The 18,385-nt window shown below is 32.6% G+C and carries 17 protein-coding genes, 1 tRNA gene and 1 riboswitch; of the genes, 2 read left to right on the forward strand and 16 right to left on the reverse strand.

The annotated features are described in order from the left end of the window. Positions 1-205 precede the first annotated feature (205 nt). The 6 genes from I4N53_RS07325 to I4N53_RS07350 are packed head-to-tail and all read right to left on the reverse strand — an operon-like array spanning position 206 to position 4,147. Positions 206-913: a PHP domain-containing protein gene (locus I4N53_RS07325; protein ID WP_198002298.1), complete on the reverse strand. Its 708-nt coding sequence runs from the start codon at positions 911-913 to the stop codon at positions 206-208. Next, entirely contained in the window at positions 910-1,245 is a 336-nt protein-coding gene (locus I4N53_RS07330; protein WP_012994907.1) for a DRTGG domain-containing protein, read from the reverse strand. Before I4N53_RS07330 ends, I4N53_RS07325 begins: the two co-directional genes overlap by 4 nt. A 5-nt stretch (positions 1,246-1,250) precedes the next feature. Continuing rightward, a complete protein-coding gene (locus I4N53_RS07335) occupies positions 1,251-2,558 on the reverse strand; it encodes a [Fe-Fe] hydrogenase large subunit C-terminal domain-containing protein (RefSeq protein ID WP_214495949.1) in 1,308 nt (435 codons plus the stop codon). Between the two features lie 8 nt (positions 2,559-2,566). Continuing rightward, complete coding sequence (locus tag I4N53_RS07340; protein WP_214495950.1) at positions 2,567-3,016, reverse strand: ATP-binding protein; 450 nt, start codon at positions 3,014-3,016, stop codon at positions 2,567-2,569. After that, positions 2,988-3,341 (reverse strand): DRTGG domain-containing protein, encoded by a 354-nt coding sequence (locus I4N53_RS07345; RefSeq protein ID WP_012269445.1) that lies wholly within the window; start codon positions 3,339-3,341, stop codon positions 2,988-2,990. Before I4N53_RS07345 ends, I4N53_RS07340 begins: the two co-directional genes overlap by 29 nt. 14 nt (positions 3,342-3,355) lie before the next feature. Continuing rightward, positions 3,356-4,147: an SPOR domain-containing protein gene (locus I4N53_RS07350; RefSeq protein ID WP_012269446.1), complete on the reverse strand. Its 792-nt coding sequence runs from the start codon at positions 4,145-4,147 to the stop codon at positions 3,356-3,358. A gap of 153 nt (positions 4,148-4,300) precedes the next feature. Between I4N53_RS07350 and I4N53_RS07355 the strand changes: the two genes are divergently transcribed. Continuing rightward, positions 4,301-4,858 carry a lytic transglycosylase domain-containing protein gene (locus I4N53_RS07355; RefSeq protein ID WP_214495951.1) on the forward strand — a complete coding sequence of 186 codons (558 nt, stop codon included), beginning with the start codon at positions 4,301-4,303 and terminating at the stop codon, positions 4,856-4,858. 302 nt (positions 4,859-5,160) lie between these two features. Here the strand turns inward: I4N53_RS07355 and typA are convergent, their stop codons facing one another. From typA to I4N53_RS07405, 10 genes are all read right to left on the reverse strand, one after another. Then, on the reverse strand, positions 5,161-6,984 hold the full coding sequence (typA, locus tag I4N53_RS07360; protein ID WP_214495952.1) for a translational GTPase TypA: 1,824 nt from the start codon (positions 6,982-6,984) through the stop codon (positions 5,161-5,163). Between the two features lie 117 nt (positions 6,985-7,101). Further along, on the reverse strand, positions 7,102-8,022 hold the full coding sequence (locus tag I4N53_RS07365) for a C40 family peptidase (protein ID WP_013150108.1): 921 nt from the start codon (positions 8,020-8,022) through the stop codon (positions 7,102-7,104). A gap of 5 nt (positions 8,023-8,027) precedes the next feature. Continuing rightward, positions 8,028-8,160, reverse strand: a riboswitch (cyclic di-AMP (ydaO/yuaA leader). Between the two features lie 158 nt (positions 8,161-8,318). Next, positions 8,319-8,403, reverse strand: a tRNA-Leu gene (locus I4N53_RS07370). A gap of 73 nt (positions 8,404-8,476) precedes the next feature. Beyond that, positions 8,477-10,060, reverse strand: a complete 1,584-nt coding sequence (locus I4N53_RS07375; RefSeq protein WP_214495953.1) for a peptide ABC transporter substrate-binding protein — start codon at positions 10,058-10,060, stop codon at positions 8,477-8,479. A 19-nt stretch (positions 10,061-10,079) separates the two neighbouring features. Then, positions 10,080-11,114 (reverse strand): nicotinate phosphoribosyltransferase, encoded by a 1,035-nt coding sequence (locus I4N53_RS07380; RefSeq protein ID WP_012994897.1) that lies wholly within the window; start codon positions 11,112-11,114, stop codon positions 10,080-10,082. 82 nt (positions 11,115-11,196) lie between these two features. Beyond that, the gene (locus I4N53_RS07385) at positions 11,197-11,754 is read right to left on the reverse strand and encodes a lytic transglycosylase domain-containing protein (RefSeq protein ID WP_012994896.1); all 558 of its coding nucleotides are present in this window, start codon (positions 11,752-11,754) and stop codon (positions 11,197-11,199) included. 23 nt (positions 11,755-11,777) lie between these two features. After that, a complete protein-coding gene (gene coaE, locus I4N53_RS07390) occupies positions 11,778-12,374 on the reverse strand; it encodes a dephospho-CoA kinase (RefSeq protein WP_012994895.1) in 597 nt (198 codons plus the stop codon). Between the two features lie 11 nt (positions 12,375-12,385). Continuing rightward, the gene (polA, locus tag I4N53_RS07395) at positions 12,386-15,004 is read right to left on the reverse strand and encodes a DNA polymerase I (protein ID WP_012994894.1); all 2,619 of its coding nucleotides are present in this window, start codon (positions 15,002-15,004) and stop codon (positions 12,386-12,388) included. 65 nt (positions 15,005-15,069) lie between these two features. Beyond that, a complete protein-coding gene (locus tag I4N53_RS07400) occupies positions 15,070-16,185 on the reverse strand; it encodes a DUF4349 domain-containing protein (RefSeq protein WP_214495954.1) in 1,116 nt (371 codons plus the stop codon). Beyond that, positions 16,182-16,757: an RNA polymerase sigma factor gene (locus I4N53_RS07405; protein ID WP_012994892.1), complete on the reverse strand. Its 576-nt coding sequence runs from the start codon at positions 16,755-16,757 to the stop codon at positions 16,182-16,184. The genes I4N53_RS07400 and I4N53_RS07405 overlap by 4 nt, the downstream gene beginning before the upstream one ends. Positions 16,758-17,055: 298 nt before the next feature. On the opposite strand from I4N53_RS07405, the gene I4N53_RS07410 reads away from it, so the two are divergent. Next, positions 17,056-18,375, forward strand: coding sequence for an amino acid permease (locus I4N53_RS07410; RefSeq protein ID WP_028991511.1), 1,320 nt, complete (start codon positions 17,056-17,058; stop codon positions 18,373-18,375). The last annotated feature ends 10 nt before the right edge of the window (positions 18,376-18,385 follow it).

Below are 18,385 nucleotides of genomic sequence, written 5' to 3' on the forward strand. Positions count from 1 at the left end.
TCCTTGTAATGTAACTTTTTTACTCTAATATTTATCTCATTTTGCAATCACCTAAATTAAAATTTCATATAGCTTATCTCATATAAATTTTTTGTGCATTCTTTGTCAATATTATATCATAACTTTATTAAAACTTTAACAATTTTTTATAAAAAATTTTTATTTTCTAATAAGTCCAACTAATTTAGTAGGATTATAGGAAAAATCAATAACCTCTTAGCCAGTCTACAATACTTTTTAATTCAGACCCGCACAGTAAGAATTCTTCTCTTTCAGAAATATCTCCTAAATAATGAGCATCTGAAGACCTTATAATTTTATATTTTTTATATTCGGGATATGAGTGTAAAAAATTTTCTTTTCTGATGGCTTTCGATACCTCGATTGTAATTAAATTTTTAATATTCGGAATAAAACCAAGATTTGATATAATACTATAGGAATATCGATCCACATGGGCAGGGACCGCTACCCCCCTGCCCTCCATGTAGTCGAAAATTTCATTAACACTTAAATTAGAAGAAACTAACAATGAGTAATCTATTTCCTCTGCTATGTTATCTTCTTCATTCATTACAAATTGATTCCCAAAGATTGTTTTTTTGTTTTTAATTTTTATCAAATTTTTGTTAATAATTTCACTAAATTTTATACATTCATCTACTGAATAAAAATAACAAAGTATGTGAACCTCTTCTCTTGTCTGTACCTCTATACCAGGAACTACTATTAAGCCTTTTTTTAATCCAAGATTATACACAGCTTTTACATTTTTTGCACTGTTATGATCTGTTATAGCTATTACATCAAGTCCTTTTATAGAAGCCATATTGACAATATTGTTAGGAGTCATATCATCAGAAGCACAAGGAGATAGCGCTGTATGAATGTGCAAATCATAGTAAAGCATCACTTCATCATCTCGTACAAAGTTATTGCTGCTTCATAAGAAGTTCCTGAAAAACTTAATATAGGGATGCCCTCCTCATCGGCTTTCCTCTTGGCTTCCTCATCTAATTTCGCATTTTCGGGAATTATTATGCAACTTATTTCTGCCAGCAAAGCCACTGCTACAATATTTATATGAGTTTGAATTGTTATCCAAGCGCTTTTTGCTTTTGCATGAGCCATAACCCAACTTAAAAGGTCGCATATATACACCCCCTCAATTTCTTTGCTGATTCCGTTGTCCCCTGCAATTAATTTAAATCCGCTATTGACAAGATCTTCTACTTTTATCCTCATAAATTTCACTCCTTTTCGTCACTTAAAACTGGAGGAATTTTACCCGCAAGGTCATTTAATTCTTGAGACAAATTTTTTATTTTGTCTTTTAATATAAAAATGCAATCATATTCCGTAGCATACCCTTTCACTATATCTTCCGCCAATGCCCTGCAAGTAGGAGAACCACAAGAACCACAGTCAAGTCCTGGTAAGGCTTTGTATTGGGTGTCTATTTGTTTCATCATTTCAAGTGCTTTTGAAATGTCTTTGTCCAACTTCATAACTTCACTTTTTTCTATTTTCTTTTTCCATTTCACCTCTCCAAAATCAATCTCTTTCTCATCAAACAAAGGCTCTTCTCTTTTAGGAAGTTTTTCTGTCAGTTTTCTTATTCTATTTTTGGCCACAAAATTATTTTCAACAGCTAAAGGTCCACCAATACACCCACCGATACATGCAAGACCTTCAAAAAAGTCTAAATCGTTCAATTTTCCTAATTCAATCTCTTCTAAGACATCTCCAACATTGTGTATCCCGTCTACATAAATACTATTTTCTGTAAAAGTGCCAAAAGCTTCTCCACCAGAGTTTGCCCATCCAACACCTATCATAGAAGCTTTGCTTAAATCTCTGACAACAGTAGTCTTAGCTTTTTCAATGATTAGGCCATATATTTCTTTCATAGAAAAAACCCCATCAATTTTGGATTTTTCTATACCAATAGGATTTTTCACACTTGTCACTTTTGCAGCACAGGGGGAAATGAAAAAAACTCCTATTTCCTCTTGCTTCAGTCCCGTCTTTTTAATTGCTTCCTTTTTTGCTAATATTGCCGCAGTATCCATAGGAGAACATATATCCAATAAATTATCAATCAAAGAGGGAAATTTGATTTGTACAAATCGCACAACAGCGGGGCAAGCAGAAGATATAACTGGCTTTTTTAAATTTCCTTTTGCCAATGCTTCCCGCGTAAATTTAGAAACAATTTCAGCAGCATATGCCACTTCAAAAACTTCATCAAAGCCTATATCCAGCAATGCACTCAATATTTGATTAATAGTTAAATCCCTAAATTGTCCATATAAAGAAGGAGCAGGAAGTGCAATCTTGTACTTAAAATTTTTCATCGTATCCAAACTATCAGTTACCGCCAATTTAGCATGATATGGGCACACACGTATACATTCACCACAATCTATGCACCTTTCATTTATAATCCTTGCTTTCCCATCTCTTACCCTTATTGCCTCCGTAGGACATCTTTTTATGCAATTAGTACACCCTCTACATCTATCCTTATCTAATGTAACAGAGTGAAAATATGACATTTTATCACCTACTTAAATAAAATTTCCATTACCACAGTTGTCCCATTTTTACTGCTTTTTATATCCATAAAATCAGAATTTTCCTTCATATTAGGAAGTCCCATGCCTGCTCCAAATCCCATCTCCCTAATTTCCTCTGGCGCCGTTGAATATCCTTCTTTCATGGCAAGTTCAATATCTTCTATTCCTGGGCCCGTATCCTCTGCGATTATACGGATTTTGTCGGCAAAAATTTCTATCTTTATATGTCCTCCATAAGAATGAATTATTATATTCATCTCTGCTTCATAACAAGCTATGCAACTTCTCCTTACAACATTTGGATTTAAGGAAAGCTGTTTTAACACAGCTCTTAAATTGCTGGAAACCTCTCCTGCAGAATCAAAATCTCTCGCTTTAACATCAAAATCTAAACTATAAAGTACCATTTCATTCACCACTTCTACAAGTAAGCCCATTAGAATACAAAAGGCCACAGGCAATATAAAGAGGATATTTTGTCTTCATTATCACAAGTCCTGCTTTTTTAGCAAGTTCCAATATTTCCTCTCCCGGAGTCTTACCTCTTACAAACACTATACATTTAATATCTCCCACTACTTCTGCAGTCCTTATAACTTGGACATTAGTAAGCCCTGTCAAAAGCACAGCCTTTTCGTCACGAGATGCCAAAACATCACTCATCAAGTCTGCACCACAAGCAGTAAATACTTCTTCTTCTAATTTTTCTTCTCCCACCATAACTTCTGCATTTAAAATTTCTTTTACCTCTTTTAATTTCATACCTTAACACCCCATTATTGGTTTTGCATAACAATTGTTTTTAAAAAAGTATTATATTCTTCACAAGATTGCCATAAACTTTCTTGCAATAAACTAAAGGTATTTCCATCTTCTAAAGCAGCCGATATTTCAATTTTTTTAATATCATTTGTTATTTTATCGACAATCTCTATCGTCTTTTGTATTAGTATTGTCACTTCTTTTTTTTCAAAATCCTCCTTACTATTTTTAAAACTATCCACTTTTCTCTTTAATTCTTCTAATTCTTGTTTTTCTAATTTGTCATTAGAAGCTTTATAAGAAAGAGCCGACATATAATCAAAAATTTGTTGAAAATCTTGTAATTTGCTTGTAAAAACATCCATTTCTGATGTTAATTTCTTGTCATATGCAATTTTTATAGAAGGCCCTTTTTTTACATATACTTCACTGGAAATACCTTGAGACTTTAAGGAAGAAGAAAATAAAGCAGCTTGTTCTCTATCTAAAAATATTCCACCTATTAACAAATATTTGTCAGAATCTTTACTAACAAAAGAATAAACTCCCTTCATCTTCATTAAATCATCCTGATACTTTGCAGTCTCAAAATCTGAATAGCTACCTAAAACAACTTCAAACAAGTCAATTCCTTTAACAACCATCTCTTCAAAATTATCACTGTCATTTGTTTTTGAAATGTTAGGTTCTACAATATCTTTTGAAATAAAATAACCTGCTAAAAGAGAAACTAGAGGAATTATTAATACAACAATTAAAACTTCCAGCATTCTTTCGTTTTTCATTTCTTTATCAACCCTTACCATAAATCTTTATACCATAAATCTTTACACTTATATTATACTATACTTCCTTAAAAAATCCTTTAAAAATTTTAATAGGACTTTTTTACTAATTTGCACTTTTAAAAGAGGTTTTAGAAGAATTTTGTCGAATTATATATTATAGGAGGGATTGAATTGACAAATATTGTAAATCAAATAATTGAAAATAAATTTCGCGAAATTCAAAGCAGACTCCCTGCTAATATAAAAATATTTAACACTGATAAACCTTTTGCTGAAGTTTTAAACAATGCTATAGAAAATCAACAATACAATTCAGGAAATGTGAGTAATAATGCGCCATCAAAAAATACAAATTTACAACAAATTGAAGATTTAATACAACGGGCCAGTCAAAAATATAATGTAGATGCAAATCTCATCAGAGCGGTCATCAAAGCAGAGTCTAATTTTAATCCATTCGCAGTTTCTTCTGCAGGAGCGATGGGACTTATGCAGCTTATGCCTTCAACTGCAAAGGAATTAAATGTATCCAATCCTTTTGACCCTTCTCAAAATATAGATGGAGGAGTAAGATACCTAAAAAATTTGTTAGACACTTACCATGACATAAGATTAGCATTAGCTGCATATAATGCTGGTCCTCAATCAGTAGAAAAATATCAAGGTATTCCCCCTTACCAAGAAACTATAAATTATATAAGCAAAATTTTAAATGAATTATATAAATAGAAGGAGCCATAAAGCTCCTTTAGACTGTATACAAACTTTCGGAAATAGGATATTTTGCATAAGGCACGACTTGTGACAAAGCGTTAACAAAACTTAGCGAGACCGAGGGCGGAGGCAGGGCCGAAGCCAAGGATGGCGGAGGCGGGCACCTGAGACAGGAGGTCGAATGTGCCCGGGACCCTGCCGGAACCCGAAGGTCGAGCTTAGTTTTGTCGCTTTGGAACATCGGAGTGACGATGCAAAATATCCTATTTTAAAAAATTTTTACTTTGTCAACAAGCTGAAGGATCCATAAAGCTCCTTTATTTGTTATATTTTGCACTTTTATACCTCTGTTGAGAATCCAAAATCTTTTTTCGTATTCTAATGCTTTGAGGAGTAACTTCCACTAATTCATCATTATCTATAAACTCTAATGCTTCTTCTAAGGACATCTTTTTTACAGGAGATAGCCTCAAAGCCTCATCCGCCGTTGCAGACCTTAAATTTGTCACATGTTTTTTCTTACATACATTGACATCAATATCTCCACTTCTTGAATTAACTCCCACAACCATCCCTTCATACACTTTTGTACCTGGCTCTATAAAAAGTGTCCCTCTCTCTTGAGCATTGTAAAGGCCATAAGTTGTCGCAACCCCCGTCTCAAAAGCTACAAGAGCGCCTCTCGTACGAGAAGGAATGTCTCCTTTGTAAGGTGCATAATCATAAAAGACAGAGGTCATTATGCCATTTCCTTTTGTATCTGTTAAAAATTCAGACCGATACCCTATTAAGCCTCGTGTAGGTATTTTAAACTTAAGCCTTATAGTTCCTGGCTTTAATGTGTGCATATCCATCAATTCAGCTTTTCTCGGTCCTAATTTTTCCATCACAACTCCCATATATTCTTCAGGAATATCTATTGTCAAAAGTTCAATAGGTTCCATTTTTACTCCATTTATTTCTTTAAAAATCACGGTAGGCTTAGAAACCTGTAATTCATACCCTTCCCGTCTCATAGTCTCAATTAAAATAGAAAGATGCAGCTCTCCTCTTCCAGACACCTTAAAAGAATCAGTAGAATCTGTTTCTTCAACTCGCAATGCGACGTTTGTCTCTAGCTCTTTAAAAAGCCTTTCTCTTAAATGTCTTGAAGTAACGTATTTACCCTCAGTTCCAGCAAAAGGACTGGTATTTACACTAAAAGTCATAGAAACTGTTGGCTCTTCTATGCGAACAAAGTCTACCGCCTCGGGGTTATCTCTATCTGCAATGGTCTCTCCAATCTCAATATCGCTTATGCCAGAAACCGCCACAATATCTCCCAAGCTTGCTTCTTCTACTTGCACTCTTTTTAGTCCTTCAAACTGATATAGATTATTTATGTGAACTTTTTGTATTGACCCATCTCTTTTACATATAGCCGCTTCTTCCCCTGAAATTATTTTTCCTCTAACTACTTTTCCAATGGCAATTCTCCCAATGTAATCATCATAATCTAGAGTAGTCACTATAAGTTGTAATGGTGCTTCAATATCTCCTATTGGTGCAGGAATATAGTCTAAAATCGTATCAAAAAGAGGTCTCAAGTCATGAGACTCTTCTTCTAAACTTAATTTTGCTATACCTTCTTTTGCAGAGGTGTAAACCACAGGAAAATCGATTTGGTCATCATTTGCTCCTAATTCAATAAATAAATCTAAGACTTCGTCAATAACCTCCTGAGGCCTTGCATCAGGCCTATCAATTTTATTTATGACAACTATAGGTTTTAGATCCAGTTCCAATGCTTTACTTAATACAAAACGGGTCTGTGGCATAGGTCCTTCAAAAGAATCTACCAACAAAAGTACCCCATCTACCATTTTTAATACTCGCTCTACTTCACCGCTAAAATCCGCATGTCCTGGGGTATCCACTATATTTATTTTCACATCTTTATATCTAACAGCAGTATTTTTGGCAAGAATTGTTATGCCTCTTTCTCTTTCTAAATCGTTAAAATCCAAAATCCTTTCCTCAACTTTTTCATTTGCCCTAAAAATACCGCTTTGTTTAAGCATAGCATCAACCAAAGTAGTTTTTCCATGATCAACATGAGCAATAATGGCTATATTTCTTACATCTTCTCTTACATATTTCATAAGGTATCTCCTTCCATAAAATAGGCTGTATCGCATGTACAGTATTATATAATATATTAAAGGATAAAAATAGTCAATATAAAAAAGAGCACTCTCTAGAGCACTCTTTTATCATCGTCATTTTATAATTCTTCTTGCTGTAACATAATGTTCTTTATAATAACCTTCATTTAAAGAACTTATTATGACCTTTCCTCTACCTGAAGAGCTTTGTATAAACTCCCCATTGCCAATATATATTCCTGAATGGTTTATCACACTACTCCCCAATGTTTTAAAAAATACCAAATCGCCTGGTTGAAGGTCACCGTAACTCACATATTCTCCTACAGTAGATTGGTCCTTCGCCGTTCGTGGCAAATCAAAACCAAAATTTTTAAATACGTAATAAACAAAACCGGAACAATCAAATCCTTTTGGAGTTGAGCCACCATAGACATATGGAGTCCCCACAAAAGACTTAGCATAATCTATTAATCTATCCACTAAACTCCTATCCACTTCACCTCTTGAGATATTTGAAGTGCTCCTTACCGCTAAGTACTGTCCGTAAATCCATCCTTCTCTTCCGTCAGAAAGCTTTATCTTGTACCACCCATTTTGCTTATCTAATACAGTCACTGTAGTGTTCTTGTTAAGCTGGGTTATGATACTCCCTGATAAGCTTCCTTTACTTCGCACATTTACATAATTACCTGTCACTATACCAACACTTAAATTTTCGGTATCTCCTCTTGAAACATTTGAAAAACTTCTTACAGATAAATATTTACCAAAAACCCATCCTTCTCTTCCATTTGAAAGCTTTATTTTATACCAGCCGTTTTGCTTATCTAATACAGTCACTGTGTCATTCCAATTTAGCTGGGTAATAACACTTCCTGCTAAACTTCCTTGGGTCCGCACATTTACATAATTACCTGTAATTTTTCCAATTCCCAATCCTTCCGCAAACACTGGGCTCAAAAAAGAACTGCCAATCAGCGTTGCACCAAACACAGAAATTACAAAAATCATTTTTCCCAGTCGCCTATCCACCGCAAATCTCCTTCCTTTATTGCCTCCGGAGTTAGCTGTCGGGTGCGGGACAGAAGGCATCCCTACTGTAGCTTAAAACTACAGATTAACCCCCAAAAGCGGTTCCTCCGTACCTTTCGGATTCGGCAAGATTGCATACTTTGTCCTTTTGTTTTATCATATCATATACTACAGTCAAAGTCAATGTTTACATTAAATCTTTCTTAAACTTTTTAATCTTTTTTTAATATATTTTATAAAAAATTAATAATTTGTGTGACAAAAAAATAAAAGGCTCAACGCCTCTTTCTCTTTTATGGTGCGGAGGGTGGGACTTGAACCCACACGGGAAACCCCATACGCCCCTCAAACGTACGCGTCTGCCAGTTCCGCCACCACCGCACGCTTTTTTAATTTCGTCACACTATGAATTATATAATCTTTTTAGGTCAGTGTCAATACCTATTTTTTAATACTACTTTTTTATATACCATTTTTCTATATTGTCGAAAACATTAAATCCAGTAGGGTCCACACCTTTTACATTGTCATATGCCATAACTGCTCTTTCAATATAGAAAAGGCCAATTATGGGTTGTTCCTCTAAAAAAACTTGTTCCAAAGCTTGATAATCTGTTTTTAAAGAATTCTCTTCTGAATCATAAAAAATTCTACTATATATTTCATCAACTTTAGAATTACTATAACCTATAAAGTTGTCTTTACCTTTTGTTATAAACATTTCAGACATATCTTGATTATAACTTAAATTCCACTCCATTAGTACTAAATCAAAATTACCCGAATACACAGTACTTAGTAAATTATCCCAATCTTTCGGTACAATATTTATTTCAATTCCTACATCTTTTAAATTATTCTTTATAATTTGAGCAACCTTAATTAAATAAGGATTATTTGCATTTACTATCAAATCAAATTTGAGCTGATAAGTTCCATTACTCCTTATTCCCTTAACTAAATTCCAACCACTTTCCTCCAATATTTTATTTGCTTCTTTTATATCATAATTATGAGATACTATTTTATTGCTATAAAGCCATGAATCAGGACGGACTGGAATACATGTTTTTAGGCCATGGCCAAAATATACATCTCTTAAAATTTTGTCAGTATCTATTCCATAACACATAGCTTTTCTAACATTTGAATCTTTTAAAGCTGGATTTCGATAGTTAGGTGCTATAAGTACATAATCTTGAATAACATATTTATAAATATTTACATTTGAAATTTCTTTGTATTTATCCCAGTCTATGTCACTTAAAAAAGTAAAATCCGCCTCCTTGCTTTGAAAAGATGTTATCATCGCATTTTCATTAGGTACAATTTTAAAAACTATACTATCTATATAAGGTTTGTCGTCTCTATAATAAGGATTTCTTTCAAAAATAACTTCTCTGCCAACTCTGTAAGAAGATATTTTATATGGTCCTGTACCGATAGGTACAATGTCTTTATTTAAAATATCTTTTTCATCTTTGAATTGATGTTCGGCTAAAATAGGAAAAGTAAATAAAGCTATTGGATTTGCAACAGGTTTATTTAAAACAACTTCAAATTCGTAATCACCATTTGTTTTATAAGAGGAGAGATAGTTAATGAGAATATCCCTATAAGGACTTTTCACTTCCTTATTTTTAAAAGAATCAAAAGTAAATTTTACATCATGAGCCGTAAAATTTACTCCATCCTGCCATTTAACATTCTTTTTTAAATAAAATTTTATATTAAGTCCATTTATTTGCCACTCTTCTACTAATTGAGGAATAGGTTTTAAAGTTTTATCTATAGTAACTAATCCTTCCAATGACAAATTTAACATTTGCCTTACTCGTTCATCGCTGTTTAAAAAAGGATTTAACGTCTCAAAAGAAGTAATATTTACTCTTAAAGTGCCACCCTCTACTGGCTTTTCTTCTTCAATATTAGTTTTATCTTCAGAGGCTTGCGGCAAATTTACTATATTTTGTGAAAATGTTTTGCATCCCGTAAAAATAAACAGCAAAATGAAAGATAATATAATAAATTTTCTCATTAACTATCATCTCCGAAAACTATTTTATCTTTTTCAACTTTTTATTTTCTATAATACCTGGAATTCTTCCTCTTTTAGCAATAGGTACTCCTTCCACTTCTTTTATATCCATAGTCATATCAATAGGTTGAGCATCAGATATGTAACTTCCTACACCAAAAGCATCCGCCCCACTTTCAGAAAGTTCTGCAACTTTCTCAGGATTTAAACCTCCGGAAACTATAATTTTTACGTTTGTAAATCCCTTTTGATTCAACCTTTGCCTCAACTCATATACCAATCCAGGTGTAACTCCCCCTCTTTCTGATGGAGTATCAAGTCTTACTCCATATAATCTATCCCCTAAAAATTCAGCAACTCTTAAAGCCTCCTCCACTTCGTCTTTAAAAGTATCAACTAAAATGGTTATTCTCTCATCAGGTGGAGTTATATCTCTGTATGCTCTTGCTACCTCAAGTGTATCCCCCGTAATCAAAAAGGCAGCATGAGGTACCGTCCCTTTAGGATCTTTCCCCATTAATCTTGCACCTAAAATACAGCTGGCATCATCTGCTCCTCCAACGAGTGCCGCTCTTTCCATAACAGGTGCTACAGCTGGATGAACATGCCTTGCCCCAAAGCATAATATTGGTTTGCCATTGGCAACTTCTTTAAGCTCTCTTGCTGCTGTTGCCCAACCAGAAGAACTTGCAAGAATTCCTAATATTGCCGTTTCATAAATTCCAAATTCACTATAAGGTCCTTTTATTCTCATTACCGTATCTTTAGCTTCAAAAGTATCTCCTTCTTTCAAAGACCATACTTCCACATTTTTGTCTTTAAGTAAACTCATTACTTCTGGTAATCCTGCAAAAACTCCTTTTTTTCTTGGAAATATCTCTGCAGTAACTATTTTATCCTGTACACCAAGATATGATAAAATATCTTGGGTTCTTAAAAAATACACATCTGTAGTCCAAGCATTTTTTATTTCTTCATGAGTGGCTGAGAAAAACTCCCTATCTCTTTCGATTTTTACTTCCTTTAAGTCTTTTAAATGTTTCAACGGTTTCATTTGTGTCCTCCCTTTTTATTTTCTTTTTAACGATACTATTATACCAATTTTTCAACTTTTTTTGTATATAGTAATCTTCATATCAATTCTTAGTTTCATATATGAACTTATAGATCTCGTAAACTGCTAATACCTTTTTTATATATTTATTTGTCTCAGGAAAAGGAACAATATGTAGTTGTTTACCATCTTTAGAAAATCTTTTATCTTTAAGCCATGCATCTACATTTCCACTGCCTCCGTTATAGGCCGCTAGAGCCAATTTAATATTTCCATTAAAAGTTTTAAGAAGATAAGTCAAATACCACGTTCCCATTTGAATATTATATTTAGGTTCAAAAAGCATACTATTGCTGTAATTTTTTATCCCTATTTCTTTAGCAATCCATTCTCCAGTTTCTGGTAAAATTTGCATTAACCCTCTAGCATTTTTGCTGGAAATTGCATCGCTTCTAAAATTACTTTCGACTTTTATCACAGCAAAAATAAGATAGGGGTCCATGCCATACTCTTTTGCGTAATAAAATACATAATTATAGTATTTACGAGGATAAATTTTTTTTAAAAAATAATGAGTATTTAACTCGTAAGTAAACAATAAACTTAATAGTATTAAAATTGCCGCAACTTTTTTTCTCAAAGTAACTCCTCCGATATCATGATTTACGTTGCAAATCTTTCCCAAAATAGTGTAACTTGTTTTTCCATAGCTTTAAAATCTTTGCTATTGTTTATTATAAAATCTGCGTACTTCATTTTTTCGTCCAAAGGCATTTGGCTTTTTATTCGGTTTATCGCATCCTTATAAGAAAGCTTATCCCTCTCCATAACCCTCTTTATTTGAGTTTTTGAGTCTACTACTACTAACCAAACCTCATCTACCATTTTATAAAGTTTCATCTCAATTAAAAGAGCTGCATCTAATACAATTGCCTTTTGCTGATTTTTTTTTCTTTCTTCTTCTATTTTTTCTTTTATCCTCTCTATTATTATGGGATGAGTAATTTCATTTAGTTTTTTAAGCTTTTTTCTGTCAGCAAACACAATATTGCCTAATTTCTTTCTGTCAATTTCGCCGTCTTCCTTTAAAATTTCTTTTCCAAAATATTCTACAATTCTATTATATGCTTCTGTTCCTTTTACCATTATTTCTCTTGATACAATATCTGCATCAATTACCACAGCTCCCATCTTTTTTAATAGCTTGGATACAGTACTTTTACCTGAGGCAATGCCGCCAGTAAGTCCAATTACTTGCATTTTTGCACACCTCACTTGGCCAAAAACCAATTAGGCCCTACGCCAATTTCAACAACCAGAGGAACTTTTAATTGCACTACATTTTCCATATTTTCTTTAAGTATCTTTTTTATGATATCTACTTCATCCTTATAAGTATCCACTACAAGCTCGTCATGAACTTGCAATATAAGCTTAGACTTAAGCTTTAATTTTTTTAAATCGTTGTATACCTTAACCATTGCCATTTTTATTATATCAGCCGCACTTCCCTGTATCGGAGCATTCATTGCTAACCTTTCGGCCTGCGATCTTTGAGTAAAATTTCTTGAGTTTATTTCAGGAATATATCTTCTTCTGTTCATTATTGTAGTCACATAGCCATTTTCTTTTGCAAATCGTACTATTTTTTCAATATATTCTTTTACTCCTTTATATCTTTCAAAATAATTATTTATGTACTCTTTTGCTTCTTTTCTTGATATTTTAAGGTCTCGAGAAAGCCCATAATCGCTTATGCCATATATTATGCCAAAATTTACGGCTTTTGCTGCTCTTCTCATCTCCGGTGTAACTTTTTCCATAGGAACTTTAAAAACCTCCGAAGCTGTCCTTAAATGTATATCTTCATTATTCATAAAAGATTCTATTAGCTTTTCATCTCCCGAAACATGTGCTAAAACCCTCAGTTCAATCTGAGAATAATCTGCTGAAACAATATATCCATCTCTACTCCTCGGAATAAAAGCCCTTCTAATTTGTCTGCCAAACTCTTCTCTTATAGGTATATTTTGTAGATTTGGCTCGGTGCTGCTTATTCTACCTGTAGCAGTAACCATTTGTTTAAAATTAGAATGTACTCTATTGTTTTCATCCATAAGAGGCAAAAATCCATCTATATAAGTAGATTTAAGTTTTGTAAGTTGCCGATACTCTATTATATCGCTGACAATATCATTATAAGGAACCAATTGTTCCAAAACTTCAGAATCCGTAGAGTATCCTGTTTTTGTTTTCTTTATTACTGGTAAGTTTAACTTTTCAAACAAAAATTCACTTAATTGCTTAGGTGAATTTACATTAAATTGATATCCTGCCTCTTTATAAATTTTATCTAGTATTTCTCCTATTCTATCATCTATCTTTTGTGAAAGCTCTTTTAGAACTTCTTTATCCAATGTAAAACCACTTACCTCCATTGATTTTAAAACTTCTACAAGAGGCATTTCTATTTCTAATAGAAGTTTTTTCATATCCATCTCTTCAATAAAATTCATCAGCTTTTCTTTTAAATCAAATAGATACACACATCTACTGCAAATATAATCAGCAAGTATGTTTTCGTCAATCTCTTCAATTTTCTTTTTATCCCTACCTTTGCCAAATATTCCTTCATAAGAAGGCACATCTACCTTTAAATATTTTTTTAGCACACGGTCTAAGTCATAGTTAGACTCAGAAGGATTCAGAAGATAAGCCATTACAGCAGTATCTATGTACTTGCTTTTACACTCTATTCCTTTATAAGAAAGCCTCACTAAAAAATCCTTTATTTCATGGGTTGTAAATTCAAAATCTTCTTTTTCAAAAATCTCCTTTAAATCTTCTGTTTGGAAAACGTCAATATAAACCGTATCCTTTCCAAAAGAAAAGGCTATTTTTTTTATTTCCCCTTCATAAATTAACGGGTAAAAAGCAATATTTCTGTTATCTTGCAACAAAGTTACTAATTCTTTTATATCTACTTTTGACCATTTTTCAACTTTATGATTATCTACAATCTCTATGCTACTTTCTTTCTTTATGTTATCAATTAAACTAAAGAATTCTAATTTATTAAAAAGCTCTAAAAGCTTCTCCTCATTAAATTTTTTTACTTTATACTCCTCAAAATCTATCTCAATGGGAATGTCTCTTTTTATAGTAGCAAGCCTCTTACTCATTATAGCTAACTCTTTATTGTTTTCTATATTTTCTTTTATTTTACCTTTAAGCTGAGAAAGATTTTGGATTAAATTTTCAATTGTTCCAAAATCCTTTAATAGCTTAATCGCAGTTTTTTCCCCTATATTAGGTACTCCAGGGATATTATCAGATTTATCTCCCATAAGCCCTTTTAAATCTATAAACTGCTGAGGAGTTATTCCATACCTTTCTAAAATAGCCTTTTCGTCAAACTCTTCCATCTGAGTAATACCCTTTTTAGAAATTTTTATCTTCACTTTATCTGAAACTAATTGAAGAGCATCTCTGTCTCCTGTAACTACAAGCACTTCCATTCCTTTTTCCTCTGCCAGCTTTGAAATAGTCCCTATAATGTCATCAGCTTCATAACCTTCTAATTCTAATGTCTTTATATTAAAGCCATCTATAATTTCTTTCAAATAGTCTACTTGTTCAGCAAGTTCTTCAGGCATAGCTTGTCTTGTAGCTTTGTAGTCTTGATATTCTTTGTGTCTAAAAGTAGGAGCTTTTTTGTCAAAAGCAATAGCTATGTAATCAGGTTTTTCCTCCTCGATAAGTTTTATAAGCATCATAGTAAAACCATACAGAGCATTTGTAGGCAATCCCTCACTTGTAGTAAGCATGGGCAAGGCATAATAGGCTCTGTACATGAGGCTACTTCCATCAATTATTAAAAATTTATACATTAAATCACTCCCATTTTTATTTCTTTGTATTTTAATATACCGCAAAAAAAAGAAGATGTAAATTGTCATCTCCTTTTTTTGAAATAGATATACACTTTATAACCGATTAAAGCCAGTACACTATAAGGCAAAATTATCACCAATATTATTATCAACTTTTTCATAAAAAATATTAAAAAATTCATATTATTTATAAATGCTTCTTTTATACCTTTACCAATTCCCTTAAAAGAAACTATAGCCAAAGGTTTCTCATCTTTAGGTATCTCTTTTATTGAAAGATTTATGGTTGCCAGACTCGTAAGATTTTCCCATAATTTTAGCTGTCCTTCCATTGACTCTATTTCACTTCTTATCCTGTTTATTTCAGATTCTACTTCAAGCATTTCCTTGACTGTAGTAGTCTTATTCATGATGTCTTGAAGCTTTTGTTCCTCTACTTCCAAATTTTTTAGCCTTGCTTGTAAGTCATAATACTGGTCTGTAATGTCTTTGCTGTCAATCCTTAAAGCTGTTACTTTGCCAAAATCTTTAATTTGAGAAATCACACTTTCAAATTTATCTTCCCGCACCTTCAAAACAACATTTACCCTTTTGATATTATCACTGGATACTGTTTCCTCAGAAGTTTCAATAAAACCTTCTGCTTCTTTTACTAACTGAAAGACTTTATCATAACATCCATTGACGTCTTCTACTTCCAAGGAAATGGTTGCATTCTTTGTAATTTTCCTTGAAGTTCCTGCTGGCAATCCTCTTTCATTATTAGCTCCTTCTTTCTGAGGTAAGCCATAACTCTGTCCCATTTCAATGTTAGCTAAAGGAGTATTAGACTCAATTTGTAAGGATTTATTAAATGTATTCACTATAAATACTGTCATAAATATTAAAGATGTCGCAATAGCTACTATTGTTAACGTCTTTTTTAGCCTTTCTTTTTTCTTCTCTAAAAAATTTTTATGATAAATCAATTTTTGATGTAATTTTTTATTAAAATCTTCAGGAAGTTCTATAGGAGGCATATTTTTTAAATTTTTTATTATTTTCTTCTGCAGATAATATTCCTTTTTGCAACTTTCACAGCTTTCAAGATGCTTTTCTAATTCTTCTTTTTGTGCTTTATCCAATTCATCGTCTACATATTGTGGTATAAGCTCAAGTACCTTTTCGCATTCCATCATAGCTGCCCCCTTTCTTCTAATGATAAAAATTCTGATAATGACTTTATTCTCTCTTTTAAAAGATTTCTTGCCCGCCATAATCGAGACTTTACAGTACCCAAATTTAAATTCATTATCTTGGATATTTCTTCATAGTTTAAGCCTTCTATATCCCTTAAAATCAAGACAATTTTATAATCTGCAGGAAGTTTGTTTATTTCTCTCATTAACATTTCTGCAGTTAATCTTTTATCTAACACCTCTTCAGGAGTTTCAAAATCTTTTATTTCATTCTCAAATTCTTCTATTTCTTTAAAATTACTTTTTTCCACATTTCTTTTTCTTAAATAATCTATAGCGCAGTTTATAGCAATCCTATAAAGCCATGTCCTGATACTGCTATTTCCCCTAAATTTTTTTATATTTAAATACGCTTTAAGTAAAGTCTCCTGAGTAAGGTCTAATGCTTCTTCCTTGTCAAAAACAATTTTCAATATTACGTTATATATGTATTTCTGATGCTCACTTACAAGAATTTCAAAAGCCTCCGTCTCCCCTGCTTTTGCTCTTCCCAACAAGTCCTCCCGTCCCACTTTCCAACCTCCCTTTTATCAATTTGGACGTAAAAAAATAAAACTTGTTCCCAAATATAAAAATGGCACTATAGAGAAAATACATTTTGTAAGAAAAGGTCAATTTTGATTGATACATATATTAATAATACGACATAATTTTACTTTATCCTTCTAATTTTGAAAATTTTTGATAATGAAGTGAACAAATAGATATGATTATAGATTCTACAGTAAAATGGAATGGCACGAAATAAAGTAATAATAATAAACTAAAACTAATTTGCTAATAATAATATTAACAAGCGGAGGTGTAAATATGGAAAAAGGTGAAATATCTGTAAATGAATTAGTGCTTATTGGTGTCGGAGGAATTTTGGGAGCAGGATTTTTTTTGGCCAGTGGCATTGCAATTCATACTGCTGGCCCTATTGTCATACTCAATTATGCTGTATCAGCTTTTATCATGTCACAAGTTTTTTATGCATTGTCACAAATGATTACTCACAAACCGGTAGAAGGCACTTTTAGAGTGTATGCAGAAGAAATTTTAGGCGATATTGGAGGTTTTTTAAGTGGCTGGGTGTATTGGACAGCAGGCGTTTTCATAATGTCCAGTGAAGTTACTGCTTCAGCTATATTTACTAAATATTGGTTTCCAGAAATGCCCCTTTGGTTTTTTGCATTTGTTTATTCTATACTGGTCATAGGTATCAATTTGATGGGAACAAAAAATTTTGGAGAAATTGAATCATGGTTTTCTACTATAAAAATAATTGCTTTATTTATTATCGTCATAGTGGGAATTCTTACAATAATGGGCTTTTTTACAAAAACCCCCACTGTAGGAATTAAAAATCTCTATGCTTACGGCGGATTTGCACCTCACGGAATAAAAGGATTTTTAGGTGCGATGCTCATGTCATTAATTCCCTTTGGCGGCGTAGAAGTTGTAGCAATGTCAGCAGTAAAAACCAAGGATCCTCAAAAATATGCTCCAATAGCTTGTAAATACATAGTATTTTTTCTTACAATACTGTATATTTCCTCAATAACTTTACTTCTAATGATAATACCATGGAACCACATTTCTATTAGAGAAAGTCCATTTATAAATCTTTTGGCTTTTACCAAAATTCCTTTTATAGCTTCAATAATGAACTTTGTAATACTTACAGCAGCTTTAACTACAATGAATGGTGCAATGTATGGAGTTACACAGGTACTTTACTCCTTAGGACAAGGTAGATTTGCTCCAACTTTTTTAACAAAAAAAACAAAAAGAGATGTGCCCATATATGCTCTTGCCTTAAGTAGTTTTGGGCTTTTCCTAGCAGTTGTTCTTTCCTACATACTACCAAAAAACGTCTACGAATACATAACAAGCGCTACGGGATTTATACAATTTTTTAACTGGATAATAATACTTTACACATTTATAAAGTACAAACCTATTATGGGATATACCTCATCTTCAAAAAAAGAATGGTTTACAATAATTCTGTTAGTGATAGTATTGTTTTCTTCATTGCTAATACCAAAACAATCAATTGGATTTTTCGGAGGAACTATAATACTCCTAAGCCTCTTTTTCTTATACTACATAAGCAAAAAACTTAATCTTTTTGATGTATGGTAAAATCGCCAAC

This window comes from Thermoanaerobacter sp. CM-CNRG TB177 (assembly GCF_018588165.1).
In the GTDB taxonomy this organism is placed as follows: Bacteria; Bacillota; Thermoanaerobacteria; order Thermoanaerobacterales; family Thermoanaerobacteraceae; genus Thermoanaerobacter; species Thermoanaerobacter thermocopriae.